The organism is Phaeobacter sp. BS52 (assembly GCF_045040595.1).
Classification (GTDB): domain Bacteria; phylum Pseudomonadota; class Alphaproteobacteria; order Rhodobacterales; family Rhodobacteraceae; genus Phaeobacter; species Phaeobacter piscinae.
Window position 1 is genome coordinate 1725786 of sequence record NZ_CP090662.1, and the last position, 22694, is coordinate 1748479.

Annotated in this window: 15 protein-coding genes and 6 pseudogenes; 6 read left to right on the forward strand and 15 right to left on the reverse strand. The window is 60.7% G+C overall.

Going from position 1 to position 22694, the window contains the following annotated elements; translation table 11 throughout:
• Positions 1–6 precede the first annotated feature (6 nt).
• The 11 genes and pseudogenes from L0Z65_RS08415 to L0Z65_RS08465 all read right to left on the reverse strand — a co-directional run bounded on the left by L0Z65_RS08415 (position 7) and on the right by L0Z65_RS08465 (position 11668).
• On the reverse strand, positions 7–1200 hold the full coding sequence (locus L0Z65_RS08415; RefSeq protein WP_405112329.1) for an NADH-quinone oxidoreductase subunit E: 1194 nt from the start codon (positions 1198–1200) through the stop codon (positions 7–9).
• Positions 1200–2411, reverse strand: a complete 1212-nt coding sequence (locus L0Z65_RS08420) for an NADH-quinone oxidoreductase subunit D (RefSeq protein WP_040172804.1) — start codon at positions 2409–2411, stop codon at positions 1200–1202. Before L0Z65_RS08420 ends, L0Z65_RS08415 begins: the two co-directional genes overlap by 1 nt.
• Positions 2411–3016 (reverse strand): NADH-quinone oxidoreductase subunit C, encoded by a 606-nt coding sequence (locus tag L0Z65_RS08425; RefSeq protein ID WP_014879588.1) that lies wholly within the window; start codon positions 3014–3016, stop codon positions 2411–2413. The genes L0Z65_RS08420 and L0Z65_RS08425 overlap by 1 nt, the downstream gene beginning before the upstream one ends.
• Before the next feature lie 24 nt (positions 3017–3040).
• Complete coding sequence (locus L0Z65_RS08430; RefSeq protein ID WP_014874152.1) at positions 3041–3574, reverse strand: NADH-quinone oxidoreductase subunit B family protein; 534 nt, start codon at positions 3572–3574, stop codon at positions 3041–3043.
• Positions 3565–3930, reverse strand: coding sequence for an NADH-quinone oxidoreductase subunit A (locus tag L0Z65_RS08435; RefSeq protein ID WP_014874151.1), 366 nt, complete (start codon positions 3928–3930; stop codon positions 3565–3567). The genes L0Z65_RS08430 and L0Z65_RS08435 overlap by 10 nt, the downstream gene beginning before the upstream one ends.
• 238 nt (positions 3931–4168) lie before the next feature.
• Positions 4169–4951: a crotonase/enoyl-CoA hydratase family protein gene (locus tag L0Z65_RS08440; RefSeq protein ID WP_405112333.1), complete on the reverse strand. Its 783-nt coding sequence runs from the start codon at positions 4949–4951 to the stop codon at positions 4169–4171.
• Positions 4952–5033: 82 nt separating this feature from the next.
• Positions 5034–5894: a hydroxymethylglutaryl-CoA lyase gene (locus L0Z65_RS08445; protein WP_405112336.1), complete on the reverse strand. Its 861-nt coding sequence runs from the start codon at positions 5892–5894 to the stop codon at positions 5034–5036.
• A 104-nt stretch (positions 5895–5998) separates the two neighbouring features.
• Positions 5999–7938, reverse strand: a pseudogene (locus L0Z65_RS08450) (biotin carboxylase N-terminal domain-containing protein).
• 9 nt (positions 7939–7947) lie between these two features.
• Positions 7948–9552 carry a carboxyl transferase domain-containing protein gene (locus L0Z65_RS08455; RefSeq protein ID WP_096870965.1) on the reverse strand — a complete coding sequence of 535 codons (1605 nt, stop codon included), beginning with the start codon at positions 9550–9552 and terminating at the stop codon, positions 7948–7950.
• A 76-nt stretch (positions 9553–9628) separates the two neighbouring features.
• Entirely contained in the window at positions 9629–10126 is a 498-nt protein-coding gene (locus L0Z65_RS08460) for a hypothetical protein (protein WP_405112339.1), read from the reverse strand.
• A pseudogene (locus L0Z65_RS08465) lies at positions 10123–11668 on the reverse strand (AMP-binding protein). Before L0Z65_RS08465 ends, L0Z65_RS08460 begins: the two are co-directional and overlap by 4 nt.
• Before the next feature lie 173 nt (positions 11669–11841).
• Between L0Z65_RS08465 and L0Z65_RS08470 the strand changes: the two are divergent.
• A pseudogene (locus tag L0Z65_RS08470) lies at positions 11842–12445 on the forward strand (OmpW/AlkL family protein).
• 145 nt (positions 12446–12590) lie between these two features.
• Here the strand turns inward: L0Z65_RS08470 and L0Z65_RS08475 are convergent.
• Positions 12591–13752: pseudogene (locus tag L0Z65_RS08475) on the reverse strand (isovaleryl-CoA dehydrogenase).
• 194 nt (positions 13753–13946) lie between these two features.
• On the opposite strand from L0Z65_RS08475, the gene L0Z65_RS08480 reads away from it, so the two are divergent.
• Positions 13947–15014, forward strand: coding sequence for a Hint domain-containing protein (locus L0Z65_RS08480; protein ID WP_405112342.1), 1068 nt, complete (start codon positions 13947–13949; stop codon positions 15012–15014).
• 50 nt (positions 15015–15064) lie between these two features.
• Here L0Z65_RS08480 and L0Z65_RS08485 read toward each other — a convergent pair whose 3' ends face one another.
• Entirely contained in the window at positions 15065–16273 is a 1209-nt protein-coding gene (locus tag L0Z65_RS08485; RefSeq protein ID WP_405112345.1) for a DegT/DnrJ/EryC1/StrS family aminotransferase, read from the reverse strand.
• A 60-nt stretch (positions 16274–16333) separates the two neighbouring features.
• On the reverse strand, positions 16334–16999 hold the full coding sequence (locus L0Z65_RS08490) for an HAD-IA family hydrolase (protein ID WP_096873103.1): 666 nt from the start codon (positions 16997–16999) through the stop codon (positions 16334–16336).
• Positions 17000–17131: 132 nt separating this feature from the next.
• On the opposite strand from L0Z65_RS08490, the pseudogene glmU reads away from it, so the two are divergent.
• The 3 genes and pseudogenes from glmU (at position 17132) to L0Z65_RS08505 (ending at position 21039) form a co-directional block, all read left to right on the forward strand.
• Positions 17132–18488, forward strand: a pseudogene (gene glmU, locus L0Z65_RS08495) (bifunctional UDP-N-acetylglucosamine diphosphorylase/glucosamine-1-phosphate N-acetyltransferase GlmU).
• Complete coding sequence (gene glmS / locus L0Z65_RS08500; RefSeq protein ID WP_405112348.1) at positions 18488–20296, forward strand: glutamine--fructose-6-phosphate transaminase (isomerizing); 1809 nt, start codon at positions 18488–18490, stop codon at positions 20294–20296. The pseudogene glmU and the gene glmS overlap by 1 nt, the downstream one beginning before the upstream one ends.
• A complete protein-coding gene (locus L0Z65_RS08505; protein WP_405112351.1) occupies positions 20293–21039 on the forward strand; it encodes a DNA alkylation repair protein in 747 nt (248 codons plus the stop codon). Before glmS ends, L0Z65_RS08505 begins: the two co-directional genes overlap by 4 nt.
• Before the next feature lie 70 nt (positions 21040–21109).
• Here the strand turns inward: L0Z65_RS08505 and L0Z65_RS08510 are convergent, their stop codons facing one another.
• Entirely contained in the window at positions 21110–21583 is a 474-nt protein-coding gene (locus tag L0Z65_RS08510; protein ID WP_096870957.1) for a hypothetical protein, read from the reverse strand.
• A gap of 102 nt (positions 21584–21685) precedes the next feature.
• Between L0Z65_RS08510 and moaA the strand changes: the two are divergent.
• Positions 21686–22694: pseudogene (gene moaA / locus L0Z65_RS08515) on the forward strand (GTP 3',8-cyclase MoaA).

Genomic DNA, 22694 nt, shown 5'->3' on the forward strand with positions numbered 1-22694 from the left:
CTTGTTTCAGTCGTCTTTGTAGCGATCGTCGGCCTTGGCCTTCTTGGCGAAGTCCGTTTCCTCACCTGCCGCAAGCTGCCGGGACTGTTCGATCCAGCCATCGCGGACGATGCGTCCCTTGAACTTCAACCGGCTGTCGACCCAGGCGACCTGCTCGTCGGTCCAGGCTGCGATCTGGTCGAAGTGGAAGAAGCCAAGATCGTTCAGGGTCTGCTCCAGCTTGGGGCCGACACCTTTCAACATCTTCAGATCATCTGCACCGCTATCGCGAGCTGCAGTCAGCGTCTCTGGCTTTTCCTCGACACCGGCAGCCGCCTCAGTCGCGGCCCCCTCAGGAGAGGCCGGTTCACCAACACCCGCTTTTTTCGGTGCGGCCTTCTTTGGCGCGGCGGGTTTCGCCTTGGCAACCTCTGCCTGTTTCACTGCGGGAAGCGGTGTTTTCGGCGCAGGCGGCGGGGTATCGGCGCTGTCGCGTCCGGCAACCTTACCATCCTTACCAATCCAAGGCGTCAGGATCGGAACCTCGGTCCCGTCGATACGCTTAACTGTATCGCCAATATCAGCCGCCAGCTGGACGGAGGCATTATACTGCGTCTTCCCGCTCTCATATTCGGTGAGCGAGGTGAGGCCAGACTTCGGCTCTGCCGCATAGCGTCCGTTCTGCGGACCCGGCAGCGGCACCTGACCAGCGGCCAGATCATCGAGCAGTTTCGCAAAGCCTTCAGCGGTCAAGTCTTCGTAATAGTCCTTGCCGATCTGAGCCATGGGTGCGTTGGTGCAAGCACCAAGGCACTCGACCTCTTCCCAAGTGAACTTGCCATCTGCGGACAAGGTGAAGGGTTTATTGGCAATCTTCTCCTGACAGACTGCAATCAAATCCTCCGCGCCGCAGATCATGCAAGATGTGGTCCCGCAGATCTGGACATGTGCAATCGAACCAGTCGGTTGCAGCTGAAACATGAAGTAGAAAGACGCCACTTCAAGGGCGCGGATATAGGCCATACCCAGCATGTCCGCGACACATTCGATTGCAGGTTTGGTCAGCCAGCCTTCCTGCTCCTGGGCACGCCACAGCAGCGGAATGATCGCGCTGGCCTGACGACCGTCGGGAAATTTGGTGATCTGCGCCTCGGCCCATGTCTGGTTCTCAGACGTGAAGTCAAAGCTGTCGGGTTGTTCGGAATGCAGACGACGAAGCATTAGCGGTCAATCTCTCCAAATACGACGTCCATGGTGCCAATGATGGCAGCGACGTCCGCGAGTTGATGGCCCTTGGCCACATAATCCATGGCCTGCAAATGCAGGAAACCGGGCGCGCGCAGTTTGGCGCGGTAGGGTTTGTTGGTGCCATCTGCGACCAGATAAACGCCGAACTCCCCTTTGGGCGCCTCAACAGCGGCGTAAACTTCGCCAGCGGGGACGTGGAAGCCTTCGGTGTAGAGCTTGAAGTGGTGGATCAGGCTCTCCATCGAGGTTTTCATGTCGCCGCGTTTTGGCGGGGTCAGTTTGCCACGGGCCAGAATGTCGCCGGGAGTTTCGCGCAGTTTGCCGATACACTGACGGATGATCGACAGCGACTGGCGCATCTCTTCCATACGAACAAGGTAACGATCATAACAGTCGCCGTTCTTGCCGACCGGGATCTGGAAATCGAACTCATCATAGCATTCATAAGGCTGCGAACGACGCAGATCCCATGCCAGGCCAGAGCCCCGCACCATGACGCCAGAAAAGCCGTAGTTGAGGATATCTTCCTCAGTCACGACACCGATATCCGCGTTACGCTGCTTGAAAATCCGGTTTTCGGTCAACAGCCCGTCGATATCGTCCATCACCGCCGGGAAGGTATGGGTCCACGCCTCAATATCGTCGATCAGCGCATCTGGCAGGTCCTGATGAACACCACCGGGGCGGAAATACGCCGCGTGCAAGCGCGCGCCACAGGCCCGTTCGTAGAAGATCATCAGCTTTTCGCGCTCTTCAAAGCCCCAGAGCGGCGGGGTCAGCGCGCCAACGTCCATCGCCTGCGTCGTCACGTTCAGCAGGTGGTTGAGGATACGGCCAATCTCAGAATATAGCACACGGATCAACGACGCGCGACGTGGCACTTCCACCCCAGTCAGCTTTTCGATGGCCAGACACCAGGCATGTTCCTGGTTCATCGGCGCCACATAATCAAGGCGGTCGAAGTACGGCAGGTTCTGCAGGTAGGTCCGGCTTTCCATCAGCTTCTCGGTGCCACGATGCAGCAGGCCGATATGTGGGTCGCAGCGCTCAACGATCTCGCCGTCCAGCTCCAGAACCAAGCGCAAAACACCATGTGCAGCAGGGTGTTGCGGGCCGAAGTTGATGTTGAAGTTACGGATCTTCTGTTCGCCGGTCAGGGCGTCGTCCATTTTGGAGCCGTCCATCATTTCGCCCCCTCTTTCTCGTCGCCGGGTAGGATGTATTCGGCACCCTCCCATGGGCTCATGAAGTCAAACTGGCGGTATTCCTGCACCAGGCTCACCGGTTCGTAGACCACGCGTTTCTGCGCCTCGTCATAGCGCACTTCGGTGTAGCCAGTGGTCGGGAAATCCTTGCGCAGCGGATAGCCACGGAAGCCATAGTCGGTCAGGATGCGGCGCAGATCCGGGTGACCGGTGAACAGGATGCCGAACATGTCGAACACCTCCCGCTCAAACCAATTGGCCGAGGGGTGAATGCCAACGATCGACGGCAGCATCTCATCCTCGCGGATCGACACGCGCAGGCGGATCCGCTGGTTTTGATACATCGACAGGAAATGGTAGACGACGTCGAACCGCTTGGGGCGATCCGGGTAGTCTACAGCGGTGATATCGACCAGCGACGAGAACTTGCAGGTCGCGTCCGCTTTCAAAAATTCAACAAATCCCGCCAGATTTGACGGCGCAACATCCACGTTCAGCTCATCAAAGCTGACATCCCAGCCGATAACGCAATCCGGGCGCTTGGCCGCGATCTGGGTGCCGAGTTCGTTCAGCGCTTCAGTCATTTTTGTCTCTCCAACCAAAGCCACTTAGCGCACAAGGGTGCCGGTGCGGCGGATTTTGCGCTGCAATTGCATCAGACCATAAAGCAGCGCCTCTGCCGTGGGCGGGCAGCCGGGCACATAGACATCCACGGGCACAACCCGGTCACAGCCACGCACCACAGAATAGCTGTAGTGATAATACCCACCACCGTTGGCGCAGGACCCCATAGAGATCACATAGCGCGGCTCGGGCATCTGGTCATAGACCTTGCGCAGGGCGGGGGCCATCTTGTTGGTCAGCGTGCCTGCCACGATCATCACATCCGACTGACGCGGGGAGGCGCGTGGCGCAATGCCGAAACGTTCCGCATCATAGCGCGGCATCGAGGTGTGCATCATCTCAACCGCGCAGCACGCCAGACCAAAGGTCATCCAGTGCAGCGAACCGGTGCGTGCCCAGTTGATGATGTCTTCGGCGGACGTCAGCAGAAACCCTTTGTCCTGCAGCTCCGCATTCAGGGCCTGGGTGACGACTTCCTTGTCGACGCCAGCCGTGTTGGCTCCGGTCATCACTCCCATTCCAGGGCCCCTTTCTTCCACTCATAGGCAAAACCAATGGTCAGCACAGCGAGGAACACCATCATCGACCAGAAACCAGCATCGCTCATATCCTTGAAGCCGACGGCCCAGGGAAACAGGAATGCAATTTCCAGATCAAAAATGATGAACAGAATCGACACCAGGTAAAACCGGACATCAAACTTCATCCGTGCGTCGTCGAATGCGTTGAACCCGCATTCGTAAGCGCTGACCTTCTCAGGGTCCGGATTGCGGACGGCCAGCACAACTGCCGCCAAAATAAGAACAATTCCAAGCCCGACCGCTACGGCCAGAAACACCAGAATCGGGAGGTATTCCCGCAACATCTCTTCCACGAGTGGCTCCTTTCCGTGCGCGCGGATTTCTGCGCGCCGTCAATTGGCGTGTTGACTTGGGGCTGTGTCTACTCCCCTGCCCCCTCACCGTCAACCAACGCATCGTTAATGGATAAACCTTCTGTAACCGACGCGGCAGATCAACATCACGGCAGGTAAACCCTATTGTTTTCATAGGATAAGGCGCGCCTCGCAAAAGGCACGCCCTGGTGAATGAAATCCGACATTTTTGACGGAATTACTGCTGCCAGCTGGGCTTTTCCTTGGCAAAAAACGCGGCGATCCCCTCAGGTGCCTCGCGGCCTTCCCAACGGTCCACCAATGCGGCGATGGTGTGGTCAATCACTGCATCGTCGATTTTCGGCCCCAAATCACGGACCAACGCCTTAGCCGCACCCACCGCTTCGGGCGCACAGCTGAGATATGGGATCACTTCCGCCTCGATCGCGGCGCCCAAATCTGCTGCGGGAACCGCCCGAGCGAGAATCCCCAGCTCCACCGCTTCCGCAGCGCCAAACAGCCGCGCCGACATAAAGACACGCCGCGCCCGCGCTTCTCCCATGCGGGCCACCACATAGGGGCCGATGGTGGCCGGGATCAGGCCAAGCCGGGTCTCAGTAAGGCCCATCTTGATATGATCCGCGCCGATCGCGACATCACAGACCGAGGCCATACCGACGCCGCCGCCAAAGGCATTGCCCTGGATCGCGCCAATCACCGGCTGCGGCAGGGTGTTGATGGCCATCAGCATCTCCGCCAGCACCCGCGCCTCGCGCCCGCGGGTTTCGGCATCTGCCTCCATCTGCGCCTGCATCCAGCCCAGATCCCCACCGGCACAGAAACTCTTGCCCGCCCCCGTGAGGACGACAACACGAACAGTGCGATCCTTGGCCAGCTCGGCTGCGGCGGCTTTCAGCTCCTGCAACATCTCACCGGACATCGCATTGTGTTTTTCCGGTCGGTTCAGCGTCAGCGTGGCAACGCCGCGCTCATCCGTCGTGAGCGTGATGGTCTGATACATATCGGGTCTTTCTGCCTGTCGATGTTACAGCCCGAAGGCCACGGGCTGCCTGTAGTGTGATGAAGAAGATGCCCGCCGCGGCTCAGCTGCCGTCGCTGCGCATCTCCCGCGCCATAGCTGCGGCATCGGTCAGCACATCCCCATCAAGGCCGGTTTCATAGCCCAGACGCGTCAGGTGCTCATGCACCGCCTCGGTCGCCACATTGCCCGCAGCGCCCGGTGCATAGGGACAGCCCCCCAGCCCGCCAACAGCGGCATCAAAGACCCGAACACCCAGTGACAAAGACGCATCGATATTGTCAATCGCCCGCCCGGCCGTGTCGTGGTAATGGCCCGCCAGACGGGTGACCGGCACACGCTCCCGCACCGCCAGCAACATGCGCGCTATGGAATCCGGTGTCGCCTGACCGATGGTATCGCCCAGCGAGATCTCATAGCAGCCCATGGAGAACAGGCGATCCGCCAGCGCCGCAACTGCGTCCGGGTCGGTCGGCCCGTCAAAGGGACACTCAGTCACGCAGGAAATATAGCCCCGGACCGGCATATCGATATGGCGCGCCGCCTCGATGATTGGCGTAAAACGCTCAATCGATTCTGCCACGCTCGCGTTGATATTGGCCTTGGAGAAACCTTCGGAGGCGGAGGCAAAAATCGCAATCTCATCCGCCTTTGCGGTCAGGGCATCCTCGTAGCCCCGCATGTTGGGCGTCAGCGCAGCATAGCGCACATCAGACCTGCGACGGATCCCCGCGAGCACCTCTCCCGACCCCGCCATCTGCGGCACCCATTTCGGGGAGACAAAGCTCGCCACCTCGATCCGACGGAACCCGGCATCGGTCAGCCGGTCGATGAGGGCAATCTTTTCAGCGACGGGAATGTCGCGCTTTTCATTCTGTAGCCCGTCGCGCGGACCTACTTCGAAAATTTCAACGCTTTCGCTCATGATGCACTTCTCCCCAAGGCAATCTCAGACATCGCTCAAACCACAGACGTTGCTGCGGTGGCAGATGGGGCAGCACCTATGGCACCGCCCGATCTGATCGCTGTTCAGCTGTCCGCCTCTTCCAGACGAACCAGCGCGGCGCCAGCCTCGACCTGATCACCGGCAGAGGCCAAAACCTCAGCCACCACGCCATCGCGCGCCGCCAAGAGAGAGTGTTCCATTTTCATCGCCTCAAGGATAGCCAGTCTGTCACCTTCTTTGACCTCGGCACCCGCCTCCGCAAACACGGCCTTGACCAAACCGGGCATCGGCGCCTCGATAACATTGGTGTCACCACCGGCAGTCCCGGCCCGATCCAGCGGATCAATCGCATCAAAGATGCTGCTGATCCGGCCAAACACTGTCAGCTCAGCCATCCGCTTCAGCCACATTTGGCAGGGGATCTCCGCTGTGCCGCCAAACTGCGCCATCAAAGGTGACCTCATGACTGCTGTCGTCCAACTGCCAGCGCTGCGCCTGCGGCCCGAGAACCTCAACCGAGATATCAAGGCACGCCTCGCCATGGGTGAGTTGTACTGCCCGATGGAGCGGCGCCCAGAGGGTAAACCCGCTGTCCTCACCTGGCTGATGCAGGCCCAACGCCCGCTGGGCGGCAGCAATCCAATGCGCCACAGGAACCTCACCAACCGCCGTCAACGCCTCAAGATCGCGGGCGATCAGGCCGGTGTGGACCTCGCCCCGGCCAAACCCCTCATGGGCAGCAAGTGCCCCCAGAAAGGCAAGGTTGGTGACCGTCCCTGCAACCTCTGTCCGTTCCAGCGCCCGGCGCAGCTTCGAGAGGGCCACCTCACGGGTGGTGCCATGCACGATCACCTTGGAGATCATCGGGTCATACCACGGGCTGATGGTATCGCCTGCCCGCACACCGCTGTCGGCGCGACACTCAGCCGGGAAGGACAGATGCGTCAGCGTGCCAGTTGCTGGCAGAAACCCCTTCGGTACGTCCTCGGCATACAGCCGTGCCTCAAACGCGTGGCCAGTGATCGTGAGGTCGTCTTGCTGGGCAGGCAGGCTCTCACCGGAGGCAACGCGTAGCTGCCAGTCCACCAGGTCGACGCCGGTGATCAGTTCCGTCACCGGATGCTCCACCTGCAGGCGGGTGTTCATTTCCATGAACCAGAAACCATCCGTGCGCAGCCCATCGGACCCATCAACGATGAATTCGACAGTACCCGCACCCTTGTAACCGATGGCCTCAGCCGCGCGCACGCCCGCCTGCCCCATGGCCTCGCGCATCTCGGCGGTCATGCCGGGTGCGGGCGCCTCTTCGATCACCTTCTGATGGCGACGCTGCAGAGAACAGTCGCGTTCGAACAGATGCACCGCGCGGGTCCCGTCGCCAAAGACCTGCACCTCGATATGGCGGGGTTGCTGGACGTATTTTTCAATCAGCACATCCGGGTTGCCGAAGGCCGTGGTCGCCTCGCCCTGCGCGCTTTTCAGGGCATCGGCAAATTCGGATGGCTGTTCAACCAGCCGCATCCCCTTGCCGCCGCCGCTCGGCAACCGCCTTGATCAGCACCGGATAGCCGATCTTCTCCGCCTCACCTGCCAGGAACTCCGCATCCTGATTGGCACCGTGATAGCCCGGCACCACCGGCACGCCGGCCTCTTCCATCAGCGCCTTGGCAGCATCCTTGAGGCCCATTTTGCGGATCGCATCCGCAGACGGCCCGATAAAGGTGAGGCCTGCGGCCTCGACCGCATCCACAAACCCTGGGTTTTCCGACAGGAAGCCATAGCCGGGGTGGATCGCCTGCGCGCCACGTTCCTGCGCCACACGGATGATCACATCCCCCTTCAGATAGCTGTCCGCCGGGGCCGGGCCGCCGATATGCACGGCCTCATCCGCCATCTGCACATGTTTTGCAGCCGCATCGGCGTCGGAATAAACGGCCACGGTCCGCACCCCCATGGCACGGGCGGTTTCCATCACGCGGCAGGCGATTTCGCCGCGGTTTGCAATCAGGATTTTATCAAACATGGGGGATCCTCACATCCGGAAGACGCCGAAGCGCGTGTCTTCAATCGGGGCATTGAGTGCCGCACTCAGGGAGAGCGCCAGCACATCGCGGGACTTTCGCGGGTCGATGATGCCATCATCCCAAAGCCGCGCTGAGGCATAAAGCGGGTGGCTCTGCTCCTCGAACATATCGATGGTTGGCTGCTTGAAGGAGGCTTCCTCCTCGGTGCTCCAGCTGCCGCCCTGACGTTCGATGGCATCGCGTTTCACCGTTGCCAGCACGCCTGCCGCCTGCTCACCGCCCATCACCGAAATGCGAGAATTCGGCCAGGTCCAGAGGAAGCGCGGGGAATAGGCGCGGCCCGACATGCCGTAGTTGCCCGCCCCAAAGGAGCCGCCGACCAGCATGGTTACCTTCGGTACGTTGGTGGTCGCCACCGCCGTCACCATCTTGGCGCCGTGACGGGCGATGCCTTCGTTTTCGTATTTACGCCCCACCATGAAGCCGGTGATGTTCTGCAGGAACACCAGCGGGATCTTGCGCTGGCTGCACAGTTCGACGAAATGCGCGCCTTTCTGGGCCGCTTCGGAGAACAGCACGCCGTTGTTGGCGATGATCCCGATAGGGCAGCCCTTGAGATGGGCAAAACCGGTCACCAGCGTCTCGCCGAACCTTGGCTTGAACTCGTCGAACCGCGAGCCGTCCACCAAACGCGCAATCACCTCGCGGATGTCATAGGGCGTGCGCAAATCACCCGGCACCACGCCAAGAATTTCCTCAGGGTCATAGGCAGGCTCTTCGGGACTGGCCCAGTTCACCGTCAGCGGCTTGGTGATATTCAGCGACTGCACCGCGCGCCGCGCCAGCGCCAGGGCATGGGCGTCATCCTCGGCGAGGTAATCGGCCACGCCGGAGAGGCGCGTGTGCACATCACCGCCGCCCAGCTCCTCGGCGCTGACAACCTCGCCCGTGGCGGCCTTCACCAGCGGGGGCCCTGCAAGGAAGATGGTGCCCTGCTCCTTCACGATGATCGTCACATCGGACATGGCGGGCACATAGGCGCCACCCGCAGTGCAGGATCCCATGACAACCGCGATCTGCGGGATGCCTTTCGCCGACATCCGGGCCTGATTGTAGAAGATGCGCCCGAAATGGTCACGGTCGGGGAAGACCTCATCCTGATTGGGCAGGTTGGCACCACCTGAGTCGACCAGATAGATGCAGGGCAGATGGTTCTCCTCGGCAATCTCCTGTGCGCGCAGGTGTTTCTTCACCGTCATCGGGTAGTAGGTACCACCTTTCACGGTGGCGTCGTTGCAGACCACCATAACCTCTTGGCCGTGCACCCGCCCGATACCTGCGATCGCGCCCGCCGCAGGAGCAACCCCATCATACATACCATGCGCTGCAGTGGCACCGATCTCCAGAAACGGAGAGCCGGGGTCCAACAGGTTCGCGACCCGGCGGCGCGGCAGCATCTTGCCGCGGCTTTCGTGCCGGGCGCGGGATTTCTCGCCGCCGCCCATGCGCGCGGCCTCTGCCGCCTCGCTGATCTGCGCCAGCGCATCCAGATGCGCCGCGCGGTTCTGTTTGAAGCCTTCAGAGGAAGGCATCGCCTTGGATGTGAGTTTCATGTCCACTCTCCCATTGTAGGGTTGAGATCTTTATTCGCGTTTGGGGCCGCGTGCGCCGGGTAAGCAACACTTTGGATCATTGGCTTGCCTCCCCGATCAGCCCGTCACTGCGCATTAGAATTCTTAGTTTGAGCCAATGCGAAAGCGCCTCCGAATAGCGGCACACCGTTTCGGACGACAAATTTGGGTCCGAAACCTTGGTACAATCAGGCACCTCTCCCAAAGCAGACAAAGGCGGGCCTACGAGGCCGTTGTCATCAAAGACACTCATATCGAAGCCAGGCATCTGAGTAATAATGCGTGCACTATCTGTCTCCATCCAGGCCGCGGCGCTATCAACACAGCGCTTCAGAACCTGCAATTCGTGGCTCAGGTTACACATGCGTACCGCCTGCGAGATGCATTGAGTGTCCATCGGCAACGCATAATCAACATCCGGAACAAATCCTGTGCATGAGCTCAGGAAACCAGCGGTATCGAATAGGTGCGGTTCACTGTCGGCGGCTAAAGGTGACGCAGTGCGCCCCAGAACAACGAAGATGGTCGTGATCGCAAAAAAGGTTGAGTGTTTCATCCTTCCTCCTCCACCGCAGCCCGCGCCTTCAGGTCCTTGCGGATGACCTTGCCGGTCACGGTCATCGGTAACGCATCCAGAAATTCCACCTCTCGGGGATAGGAGTATTGGGCGAGGCGCTGCTTGACGTAGTCTTGCAGATCTTTCTCCGCGGGAGAATGACCGGGTTTCAGCACCACATAGGCTTTCACGATCTCGGTGCGCAGCGCGTCGGGTTTGCCGACGACCCCTACAGTCGCCACCGCCGGATGCGTCATCAGGCAATCCTCAATCTCCGCCGGGCCGATGCGGTAGCCGCGCGGAGGTGATGACATCATCCTCACGCCCGACAAAGCGCAGATAGCCACCTTCCCAGATGCCGCGATCCCCCGTTACCAGCCAGTCGCCATGAAATTTTTCAGCCGTCGCGTCAGGGCGGTTCCAATATTCCAGCATCATTGAGGCAGCCCCCCGGCGTACGGCGACGTCGCCTTCACCTTTGGTGGGGGTGCCGTCGGTGTCTATCACCTCGACCACACATCCCGGAACCGGCTTGCCGATGCAGCCCGGCCGCACCGGAAAATCAGCGGCACAGGAGGACACCGTCATGTTGCATTCGGTCTGGCCGTAGAATTCATTGATGGTCACGCCCAGATGACGCTGGCCCCAGGCGAGCATCTCTGCGCCCAGGGGCTCTCCTCCGGATGCCACGGAGCGCAGACCGTCGAGCCCCTGCCCCGCCGCCTTCAGCAGGCGCAACGCAGTGGGCGGGAAAAACACATTGCGCACATCGCCCTGACGAATGATTTCGGCGCAGGCCTCCGGCGTAAATTTGTCCAGCCGCGCCGCCACAACCGGCACGCCCAGCGCCAGACCCGGCATCAGCACATCGAACAGGCCGCCGATCCATGCCCAATCCGCAGGGGTCCAAAGGCAGTCACCCGGCTGGCCCAGATGATCATGACTGATGGCCACGCCCGGCAAATGACCAGAGAGTACCCGGTGACCATGTAGCGCGCCCTTGGCGCTGCCAGTGGTGCCAGACGTGTAGATGAGCACTGCCGGGGTCTCTGGCGTGGTTTCCGCATAAGGCAGGAGGTGGCCGCTGTGACCTGCGCTTGCAGCCAGGATATCCGCGACCAGCAGCGGTTGCGCCAGCACGCCCAGCTGCGCCGCGCCTGCGCCATCCGTCAGCACCAGCTCAAGCCCCGCATCGCCAATACGCGAGGCCAGCGCATCGTGCTGGAACAGCTTGAACAGTGGCACGGAAATGGCACCGATTTTCCAGATCGCGAGATGCGCCACGGCGCAATCGACAGATTGGCTGAGCAACACACCGACACGGTCACCGGGCTGCACCCGCTGCATCAGATCGCGCGCCATCACATCGACCATCTGCCGCAACTCACCGTAGCGGACATCGCGACGCACCCCGGTGGTGAGATCAATGAGGGCGACCTGCTCGTCCGGATGATCCAGCGCCTGCGCCGCCATGTTCAGACAGGCGGGAAACTGCCAGCCACCGTCGGCGCGCAATCCCGGGTACGATATAGGTCCAGACATGCCGCTCATCCCAAGCCCTTCGCAGAACGCATAACTGATATGCAGTTTTTCCCTGCGTTCCCAAAGGGAAAGCACGCCGCTTCTTGATCCAGATCAGTGTTCTGTCGCTGCCTGAGGCGCATACGTTCTTTGCAAACAAACGACCCGACCACGATAGAAGAGGGATAGTCCCAATGACCCGTATGGTTTCCGCCCTGGCTCTTAGCGCTGCACTGGCAGCTCTGGCTAAGCCCCGCCCTTGCCCAGTCCCAGGGGGATTGGACCCTTGGCGTCGGTATCGCCAACGTCAATCCAAAGTCCGACAACGGCACCGTTGCGGGCGCGGCTGCGACGATTGACGACGATACCGCACTCACCTTCACTGCGGAGTATTTCATCCGCGACAACATCGGTATCGAACTTCTGGCCGCCAGCCCGTTCGAACATGATATCTCCTTGAACGGCGCCTACACCGCGACCACCAAGCATCTGCCGCCGACCCTGTCGGTCAACTATCACTTTCCGACACAAACCCAGTTCAAACCCTTTGTCGGCATCGGCATCAACTACACCACCTTTTTTGAGGAAAGCTCCCCTGCGGGCGTAATCTCGCTTGATGACAGTGTCGGGCTGGCGCTGAACCTTGGTGCGGACTGGCAGATCTCTGACCGCGGCGCACTGCGGGTGAACGTCCGCTACATGGACATCGAAACCGATGTGACCCTCAACGGCGCCAAAATCGGTACCGCCGAAATCGATCCGGTCACAGTGGGCTTTGGCTACGTTCACCGCTTTTGATCCTTTTGACGAGTAACAGACTGAGACGAGTGCTTCAGGGAGGGGCGGCGTGCCGAATGGCGCGCCGCTTTCTCGTTTTCCGGATAAGAAACCGCGCAGAATAAGCGCGAACTGTCCTACCGACCGCCCTAAGGCCCAAGCGTGGCTACATCTGGCCCATCAACTCGCGGCCAATCAGCATGCGGCGAATTTCCGACGTGCCCGCACCGATCTCCATCAGCTTGGCATCGCGGAAAATCCGCCCAACCGGGTTGTCAGAGAGATAGCCCGCACCACCGAAGGCCTGCACCGCCTGATGCGCCTGGGTCATGGCGACTTCGGATGCATAAAGACAGCAGGCTGCCGCATCCTGACGGGTTACGGTGCCCTTGTCGCAGGCCTTCGCAACCTCATAAACATAGGAACGGGCCGTGTTCATCGCAGTGTACATATCCGCGATTTTGCCCTGCATCAGCTGGAAGTTCCCGATGGGCTGGCCGAACTGCTTACGCTCTTTCATGTAAGGCATCATCTCATCCATGCAGGCCGCCATGATACCGGTGCCGATCCCTGCCAGCACCACGCGCTCATAATCGAGGCCGGACATCAGAACGCGCACACCCTTGCCCTCTTCGCCCAGCACGTTGTCAAAGGGGACTTCCACGTCTTCGAAAACCAGCTCGGCGGTGTTGGAGCCACGCATCCCCAGCTTGTCGAAATGCTGCGAGGTGGAGAAGCCTTTCATCTCTTTCTCAATCAGAAAGGCCGTGATCCCTTTTGACCCGGCATCCGGATCTGTCTTGGCGTAGACCACCAGCGTGTCAGCGTCAGGACCGTTGGTGATCCAGTATTTATTGCCATTGAGGCGGTAGTGGTCATTGCGCTTTTCCGCGCGCAACGACATCGAGACGACGTCCGAGCTAAGCGCCTGCTTCGGACATGGCCAGAGCGCCAACATGCTCACCAGACACCAGTCGCGGCAGGTATTTGGCTTTCTGCTCGGCATTGCCGTTCAGCTTGATCTGATTGACGCAGAGATTCGAATGCGCGCCATAGGAAAGCGAGACCGAAGCACTGGCCCGCGCGATCTCCTCAACCGCAACAGTATGGGCCAGGTAGGACATGCCAGCGCCACCGAACTCCTCGGGCACAGTGATGCCGAGAAGACCCAGCTCCCCCATCTCCTGCCAGAGTTCTGCCGGAAATTCGTTTTTCTGATCAATCTCCTGCGCCATCGGGCGGACGCGCTCTTGCGCCCAGCGGTGCACCATGTCGCGCAGGGCGTTCACGTCTTCGCCCAGATCAAAAGTCATGCTTGCGTTGAACATCGTTTTCTCCTGAACCCGTCAGTTATTGAACAGTTGTTCATTAATTGCCACATCCCTCCCCCTCAGTCAATAACGCGTCACGTTGATGCCAGAAATATTCACCCATCCGCCCGCGCACCGCTGGCCGTCGCCACACTGACGCCTTAGTCTGCCATTAGGAAAAAATTTACCGAAGCACATAGAGATCCGGCCAGATGCAGAACTTGATCATAAATGGAACCTTCGACAGCGGATCTGCCAATTGGGGAGGCACCGATCTTGAGACCAGCTACACCGAGAACGCCTATCTCGGGAACGGCTCGTCCAACCGCGTTGCCGAGATGGACGGACAATCCGGCCAGACCACGGTCATGGAGCAATCTTTCACCGTCAACAATCCAATCCAGACCGCGTTGACACTGGATGCCGCCCTACGCACAGCATCGCTGAACCAGGCCGGAACCGAAGGGTTCACCGTTGAAATTCTGGATGCGGGCGGGGCCGTTATCGCGTCGATGTCGGTACTGCCAACCACCAACAGCTTCACGCAGGTCAGTCTGAATGTGGATTTCCCCAGTGCAGGCCAATACACCCTGCGCCTGACAGAACTGGGCAGCGACAACAGCCTGGGCGCCATCGTCGACAATATTTCGCTGATGGTCTGCTTCTGCAATGGCACGCTGATCGAAACGGCTGAGGGCCCCCGCGCAATAGAGACATTGACGCCGGGGACTGTCATCCTGACCGAAAATGGACCGCGGCCGTTGCGCTGGATCGGCAAGCGCAGCGTGTCGCCAGCACAGATTGCAGACAACGCCAAGCTCTGCCCGGTTCGGATCGAAGCAGGCGCGCTTGGCCCCGGACTGCCAAGTCAGCCGCTACAGGTCTCACGCCAGCATCGCATGCTGATCCGCTCGCGCGTGGCGCAGCGCATGTTTGGTCAATTTGAAGTGCTGATCCCAGCCATTCGCCTGACCGCCCTGCCCGGCATCTACATCAACGAAGACCGCGCGGCTGTCACCTACTATCATATGCTGTTCGACAACCATGAGATCGTAGTTGCCAATGGCGCGCCGAGCGAAAGCCTGCTGGTGACCGAACAATCGCTCGCCGCCTTGTCGCCTGCCGCACGAGAAGAGCTGACACTGCTTTTCCCCGATCTGATCTGCGGCACAAAGCATGGCGGCACCGCAAGCGCCAGACCCATCCCGCCGCATGCCAGACAAAAGCGGCTTGTCGCGCGGATCAGCAAGAACAATCGCGCCGCTCTGGATGCCATCTGAGCGGCAACTCTGCGCGGCCGGACCAACCCAAATCTGCCTGTGTTGGACCCTTAGTTAGGGCCTGCCTGGAACACCGCCGCCACCTCTGCGCGGATGATGCGGGCAATCTGCGCGCAGTCATCCAGCGAGAATGTCAGCGGAACACGCATATCTATAACACCGTGCAGAACCCGGTCGCTTGCGGGCATCTCTGGTGCCTCGGCATAGCGCCAGCTGTCATAGCGAGAGGTAAAGGCAACAGGTTCCGGCGCGCCAAACCACTTGAGCTCAACCCCCCGCGCGGCACAACGGTTGAGCACCTCGGTAATCTTCTGAGCAGACCAATCGAGCAGCAGAAACTGGATGGAAGAGCCGACATAAAGCTCCTCGGTCGGGCGTTCGACCACCTTCAGACCCGAGGTGTCGCGCAGACCAGCCTCGATCTGCTGATAGCTGTCGTTCCAGCGCTGCACCTGCCGATCAAGATCTCGCAACTGCGGGCGCAGGATGGCCGCACGCAGATTGTCCATCCGCCCGGAGATATTGGGGGTTTCGTATTTTATCCGCTCAAACACCTCTGGCCCCGGAGCTGCGCGATGCCGCTCATAAAGCATATACGACCCAGACAACATGATCGCGCGTGCGGCGATGTCCGGGTCCGAGGTCACCAGCAGACCACCCTCGCCTGAGTTCACATGTTTATAGGTCTGGCAGGAATAGCAGCCAACCGCACCGTGACGTCCAGACAATACCCCGTTCCAGCGCGCCCCCATGGTGTGGGCGCAATCCTCAATCACGGTGACATCCGAAGCGTCGCAGATCGCCATCAACCGGTCCATATCACACAGATGCCCGCGCATATGCGACAGCATCAGGACGCGCGGGTGCCCGTCGACCGAAAGCTGCCGCTTCAGATCCTCCAGATCCAGCGTCAGCGCCTCAGTGACGCCGACATAGACCGGATCTGCGCCCACAGCCGCAATTGACCCCGGCACCGGCGCGAGGGTGAAGGCGTTGGTGAGGACCTTGTCGCCCGGCTTCACCCCGACAGCACGCAGCGCCGTCGCCAGCGCATAGCCACCGGAGGCCACCGCAAGCGCATAAGGCGCGCCCATCTGTGCTGCGAATTCCTCCTCCAGCAGGGTTACTTCCCCTGCCTCGCCTTCAACCACGTTGTAGCGATGCAAACGCCCGTGCCGCATCACCTCGACGGCGGCGGCAATGGCCTCTTCCGGGATGGGTTCCTGCTGGGTAAAACTGCCGCTGAAAATCTCTGTCATACTGCGTTTGTCTGCGCCCGACTGCCCAAGGTCAAGCCCGGCCAGTGGCATATATTGCGACTAGAGCGGCAGCAGACGCGCGGCCAGTGCGGGCAGATCCTCAAACCGCTGCAACAGCGCTTCCGGGCGCAGCGCCTCAAGGTCGCCGCCAGACGGACCAAAGGTGACCAGCACCGAGGCAACACCCGCAGCAGCGGAGGTCTTGCGGTCCGTATCGGTATCACCAATCAGGATGGTCCGCTCCGGGTCCCCACCTGCCCGGCGCGCGGCCTCGCGCAGGGGTTCGGGATCAGGTTTGCGCACAGGTAGGGTATCCGCCCCAACCAGCGAGTGAAACGCATCCCGCACGCCCAGGCTGCGGGTCAGCTTCTCTGCCAGCGCCTCAGGCTTATTGGTGCAAATCCCAACGCGAAACCCGTCCGCCTTCAACTGCTCAACCGCCGCCATGGCACCGGGATACATCACGGTATGGTGGTCGATCGCATCGCGGTAGTGCTCCAACAGCAACGGGTAATATTCTTCAACGGTTTCTTCGTGATAGTGATCAACCCGCTTCAGTCCGGTCGTCAGCATGCTCTTGCCGCCACGCAGGGCTACGCCCGCATCCCGCGGCAAGGAAAGCAGATCCCCCAACCCCATCTGACGAAAGCAGGCGTTGGCGGCGGCCAGCAGATCGCCAGATGTATCCGCCAAAGTGCCGTCAAGATCGAAGATAACCGTTCGCATATCTGCCCCCTCTCGGCGCGTTTTCGCCACCGCTTGTTGCAACCCGCAACCTTGTTTGATGGCGCTTTGCCTTGCGCGCCTGCTGTTAGCGGATAAAACGGGGGCGCTGAAAAGACAAAGAGAAAACACCACATGAGCACCGCCCTCGTCATTCTGGCCGCAGGCAAAGGCACCCGGATGAACTCCGACCTGCCCAAGGTTTTGCATCCCATTGCCCACGCCCCGATGCTGGAACACGCGCTATCCGCAGGGCGCTCGCTGACCCCGGAACGCACAATTGTTGTGGCTTAGCCACGGGGCCGATTATGTGCGCGCCGTGATGGCCGACATCGACGAAGACGCTGAGATTGTTGTTCAGGAAGAACAGCTTGGAACGGCCCATGCGGTTGCGCAAACCCGTGACGCCTTGTCCGATTTCGAGGGCGATATCGTCGTGCTTTATGGCGACACACCCTTCGTCAGCGCCGAGACATTGCAGCGAATGCTGGCCGCACGACAAAACGTAGATCTGGTGGTCCTTGGTTTCACCGCGGCTGATCCCGCGCGCTATGGCCGGTTGGTCATGGATGGCGACAGCCTTGAGCGGATTGTTGAATATAAAGACGCAACCGAGGCGGAGCGGGCGATTGATTTCTGCAACTCAGGCCTGATGGCGGGCAATGCGGCGCAGATGTTTGCGCTGATTGACCGGGTTGATAGCGCCAATGCCTCGGGTGAATATTACCTCACCGATCTGGTCGAATTGGCACGCACCGATGGGCTGCGGGTCACAGCTGTGTCCTGTGATGAGGTTGAGACCCTTGGCATCAACTCCCGCGCTGATCTGGCCCGTGCGGATCGCGTTTTCCAGCAGCGTAAACGCGTCGATCTGATGGCAGATGGTGTCACGCTGATGGACCCTGAGACCGTCTATCTGGCCTTTGACACTGTCATCGGTCGCGACACGATCATCGAACCCAATGTCGTGTTTGGCCCTGAGGTCACGGTGGAAAGCGGTGTGTTTATCCGATCATTCTCCCACTTCGAGGGCTGCCATATCTCGCGAGGCTCCAAGGTTGGCCCCTACGCCCGCCTGCGTCCCGGTGCGGAACTGGCCGAGAACACCCACATCGGCAACTTTGTGGAAATCAAGAACGCCGAAATCGCCGAAGGCGCCAAGGTCAATCACCTGAGCTATATCGGCGATGCCAGTGTGGGCGCGGCGACCAACATCGGTGCGGGCACCATTACCTGTAACTACGACGGCGTGATGAAGCATCGCACCGAAATCGGCTCCGGCGCCTTCATCGGATCCAACACCATGCTGGTCGCCCCGGTGCGCATTGGCAATGAAGCCATGACTGCAACCGGCGCGGTCATCACCAAATCGGTTGAAGACGGCGCGCTGGCGATTGCCCGTGCTGAGCAACAAAACAAACCGGGCCGCGCGCGTAAGCTGATGGACATGCTGCGCGCAAAGAAGGCCCGTCTGAGCAAAGGAGCCGACTAATGTGTGGCATCGTCGGCGTTCTTGGCAATCACGAAGCAGCCCCCATTCTGGTCGAGGCGCTGAAGCGGCTTGAATATCGCGGCTATGACAGCGCGGGCATCGCCACGGTCAACGGTGGCGCGCTGGACCGCCGCCGCGCTGTGGGAAAACTGGTGAACCTCTCCGATTTACTGGTGCATGATCCACTGCCCGGTAAATCCGGGATCGGTCACACCCGCTGGGCCACGCACGGTGCCCCAACTGTTGGCAATGCCCATCCACACCGGGCCGGTGGCGTCGCGGTTGTCCACAATGGCATCATCGAGAATTTCAAGGATCTGCGCGGCGAGTTGGCTCAGAAAGGCATCACCTTTCAAACCGAGACCGACACCGAAACCGTGGCCCTGCTCTGCGAATTCCTGATGCGTGAGGGGCACACGCCCATTGAGGCCGCGCGTGAAACCGTCGCGCGGCTGGAGGGGGCCTTTGCGCTGGCCTTTCTCTTTGAGGGCGAAGAGGATCTGATGATCGCCACCCGCAAGGGGTCGCCCCTGGCAATCGGCCATGGTGACGGCGAAATGTTCGTTGGCTCCGACGCCATTGCGCTGGCGCCCTTCACCGATCAGATCACCTATCTGGAAGAAGGCGATTTTGCGGTACTGACGCGCAACAGCCTTGAGATCCGGGACCAGCGCGGCGCCATTGCCAACCGCGAGAAACGCCAGATCCAGCTGGTAAATGCCCGCGTCGACAAAGACGGGCACAAGCACTTCATGGCCAAGGAAATCGCCGAACAGCCGGTGGCCATTGACCGCGCCTTGAAGGCCTATCTGGGCGACGACGGGCAGCTGGCGCTACCTGCAGAGCTGGATTTCACCAAGATCGAGCGACTGACCATGGTGGCCTGCGGCACCGCGTTTTATGCCTGCATGGTTGCGAAATACTGGTTTGAGCAAATCGCCCGGATGCCGGTTGAGGTCGATGTCGCCTCCGAATTCCGCTACCGCGAGCCGCCGGTGTCGGACAAGACGCTGGCGCTGTTTGTCTCGCAGTCGGGCGAGACCGCTGACACGCTGGCGGCGCTGCGTTACATGGACGGCAAGGCACAGCAGATCGTCGGGCTGGTCAACGTTCCCGAAAGTTCCATCGCGCGCGAGAGCGATGTGGTGCTGCCGCTGCACGCGGGCCCCGAAATTTCTGTCGCCTCAACCAAGGCGTTCACCTGCCAGCTGTCTATTCTGCTGCTGCTGGCCCTGCGCGCGGCTGAGCAACGCGGTCTGCCACTGCCGGATGGCATGCCTGCCGATCTGCGCGCCCTGCCCGGGCTGATTCACCAATCGCTGGCAGGAGAGAAGCAAATCACCGCCTCTGCCCGCGGGCTGGCCAAGGCGCAGGACATCATCTTCCTTGGTCGCGGGCAGCTTTATCCGCTGGCTTTGGAAGGCGCGCTAAAGCTCAAAGAGCTGAGCTATATTCATGCAGAAGGCTATGCCAGCGGCGAGCTGAAGCACGGGCCCATTGCCCTCATCGACGAAAAGGTGCCGGTGGTGGTCCTCGCCCCCCGTGATGCGCTGTTCGACAAGACCGTCTCCAACATGCAGGAGGTGATGGCGCGCGGCGGCAAGGTGATCCTTGTGACGGATGCTGAAGGTGCCCGGATTGCTGGCGATGGCACCCATGAGGTCATTGTAATGCCGCAAGTCCCCGACACGCTGGCGCCGATCCTCTATGCGGTACCTGCGCAGCAGATCGCCTATTACACCGCAATCGCCAAGGGCACCGATGTCGACCAGCCGCGCAACCTTGCCAAATCGGTGACCGTGGAATGAACATGCTGACGATTGAAGTGGCATTGGCCGCGCTGGAGGCCGCTGCGGAGCCTGCGCGCGCGACCCAGATGGCGGGCTATCACAAGCAAAAACGCCGGGTGTTGGGCGTACCGAACCCGGTGATCAACAGCCTCAGCCAAGAGTGGCGCAAGACACTCAGCGCGCAGGATGACGGCCTTACCGCCCGCTGTGCGCTGGCGCAGGAGCTCTGGGCCAGCGATGTGTTCGAAGCCCGAATCGCAGCGGCCAAGCTGCTGACCCAGGCCCGGATCAAGGAGGACGCGCCGGTCTGGGATCTGTTGCAAAGCTGGGTGCCGGATTTTGACAGCTGGGCCATTGCCGACCACGCCGCCTCAGCCATTCAGAAACGGCTTCAGGCGCAGCCCGAGCGGCTGGACACAGTTGAGGCCTGGACGTCCAGCGACCACATGTGGACCCGCCGCGCCGCATTGGTTTCGACCCTGCCCTGGGCAAAACTGCCCAATCCAAAACCTGAAGAGCTGGCTGCGCGTGAACGGATCCTAGGCTGGGCTGCACGCTACGTGCCCGATCGCAACTGGTTCATTCAGAAAGCCATCGCCTGGTGGCTGCGCGATCTCAGCAAACACGATGCCGACCGCAGCCGCGCGTTTCTGGCCGAACATGGCGCGGCGATGAAACCTTTTGCCCGGAAAGAAGCGGCCAAATATCTAGGGCCCGCTGGTGAACCCACCGCAGATACAACTGTCAGCGACAACGCATAGTCCGATACACTAAGAAAAGGCGCTAGGGAGACATCCCTCGCGCCCTTTTTCATCGCTTCAGGATGTCAGATCACGCCGCTGGCAACACCTGTACTTCGACCAGCTCGGTCAATGGCAGTCCCAGTGCGCGCATCGCATCAATGGACAAGCGGCTTCCAGCTCCGGTATCGCCGCCGATGGGCCGCAGGGTCAGCGTGACCTCGGTGCCGCGCGGCGAACGCACGCGGGCTGTCTGTGGGCTATCGACCAGCGGCGTCTCCATCCACAGACCCGATTGCGAGGGGTCGCCCAAGCTGGCGACGGTCGACGCGCGCCCGGTGTAGCCTGCGGTCACACCGGCTGAGGCGCTCTGCCCTTCTGCCGCATCCAAGGGTGTCTGTTCGACCCCCGGGGCCAGCGGCACCGTATTGGCGGCGGTATCGGTGGCCGACTCCCCGGCCGTGCCAGCGGACGTCCGCCCGCCCAGAACCGAGGAATTCCACTGCAACGGGCCACAGGCCCCAAGCAGCACGACAGAAGACAGGATCAAAACAGAATAACGCATAGCGCGACACTAGCTCTCACCTCACGGCATTGCCAGCGGCAATCCCCGTTTCGGCCAAACTCAGCCCTTGCCGCAAGCCCGCCCCCGCTTTACCTAAGAGGGATGACTGCTCCGCTTATCGATCCCTTCGCCCGCGCCATCACGTATCTGCGTGTCTCGGTCACTGACCGCTGCGATTTTCGCTGCGTTTACTGCATGTCCGAGAATATGACCTTCCTGCCGAAGAAAGAGCTGCTGACGCTGGAGGAGCTGGACCGGATGTGCTCAACCTTCGTCAATCTGGGTGTTGAGAAGCTGCGCATCACCGGGGGCGAACCGCTGGTGCGTCGGGGCATTATGACTTTCTTCCGCTCCATGACACGCCATCTCGAAAGTGGCGCGCTGAAGGAGCTGACGCTGACCACCAATGGGTCTCAGCTGGAGAAATATGCGCAGGGCCTCTACGACGCGGGTGTGCGCCGAGTGAATGTCTCCCTCGATACCATCGATGAGGGTAAATTCGCCGAGATCACCCGCTGGGGCCGCCTACCGCAGGTGCTGCGCGGGATTGACGCCGCACAGAAGGCCGGGCTGCGGATCAAGATCAATGCGGTCGCTCTCAAGGGCTTCAACGAAGACGAGCTGCCCGCCATCACCCGCTGGTGTGCGGAGCGTGATATGGACCTCACCTGGATCGAGGTCATGCCCATGGGCGATATCGGCAACGAAAACCGACTGGGTCAGTACTGGTCGCTGAAAGATGTGCGCCGCGCTTACGACGATCACTACAGCGTCACCGATTTGGCGGAGCGCACAGGTGGGCTTGACGCGCTACGTGCGCTTGGAAGAAACCGGTCAGAAAATCGGTTTCATTACGCCGCTGTCGCATAATTTCTGCGAAAGCTGCAACCGCGTGCGGCTGACCTGCACAGGGGAGCTGTACATGTGTCTGGGTCAGGAAGACATGGCAGACCTGCGCGCGCCCCTGCGCGATCATCCCCAGAATGATCAGGCGTTGGAAGATGCAATCCGTGCGGCGATCACCCTGAAACCCAAAGGCCATGACTTTGACTATTCGCGGCAGAAGCTCGACGGGCAAATGCCCCGCCACATGAGCCATACCGGCGGCTGA

Excerpts from the sequence above, each read along its gene's own strand:
- L0Z65_RS08415 (WP_405112329.1), bottom strand. The coding sequence starts at position 1,200 with ATGCTTCGTCGTCTGCATTCCGAACAACCCGACAGCTTTGACTTCACG.
- L0Z65_RS08420 (WP_040172804.1), bottom strand. The coding sequence starts at position 2,411 with ATGGACGGCTCCAAAATGGACGACGCCCTGACCGGCGAACAGAAGATC.
- L0Z65_RS08425 (WP_014879588.1), bottom strand. The coding sequence starts at position 3,016 with ATGACTGAAGCGCTGAACGAACTCGGCACCCAGATCGCGGCCAAGCGC.
- L0Z65_RS08430 (WP_014874152.1), bottom strand. The coding sequence starts at position 3,574 with ATGGGAGTGATGACCGGAGCCAACACGGCTGGCGTCGACAAGGAAGTC.
- L0Z65_RS08440 (WP_405112333.1), bottom strand. The coding sequence starts at position 4,951 with ATGTATCAGACCATCACGCTCACGACGGATGAGCGCGGCGTTGCCACG.
- L0Z65_RS08445 (WP_405112336.1), bottom strand. The coding sequence starts at position 5,894 with ATGAGCGAAAGCGTTGAAATTTTCGAAGTAGGTCCGCGCGACGGGCTA.
- L0Z65_RS08455 (WP_096870965.1), bottom strand. The coding sequence starts at position 9,552 with ATGAAACTCACATCCAAGGCGATGCCTTCCTCTGAAGGCTTCAAACAG.
- L0Z65_RS08460 (WP_405112339.1), bottom strand. The coding sequence starts at position 10,126 with ATGAAACACTCAACCTTTTTTGCGATCACGACCATCTTCGTTGTTCTG.
- L0Z65_RS08480 (WP_405112342.1), top strand. The coding sequence starts at position 13,947 with ATGCAGAACTTGATCATAAATGGAACCTTCGACAGCGGATCTGCCAAT.
- L0Z65_RS08485 (WP_405112345.1), bottom strand. The coding sequence starts at position 16,273 with ATGACAGAGATTTTCAGCGGCAGTTTTACCCAGCAGGAACCCATCCCG.
- L0Z65_RS08490 (WP_096873103.1), bottom strand. The coding sequence starts at position 16,999 with ATGCGAACGGTTATCTTCGATCTTGACGGCACTTTGGCGGATACATCT.
- glmS (WP_405112348.1), top strand. The coding sequence starts at position 18,488 with ATGTGTGGCATCGTCGGCGTTCTTGGCAATCACGAAGCAGCCCCCATT.
- L0Z65_RS08505 (WP_405112351.1), top strand. The coding sequence starts at position 20,293 with ATGAACATGCTGACGATTGAAGTGGCATTGGCCGCGCTGGAGGCCGCT.
- L0Z65_RS08510 (WP_096870957.1), bottom strand. The coding sequence starts at position 21,583 with ATGCGTTATTCTGTTTTGATCCTGTCTTCTGTCGTGCTGCTTGGGGCC.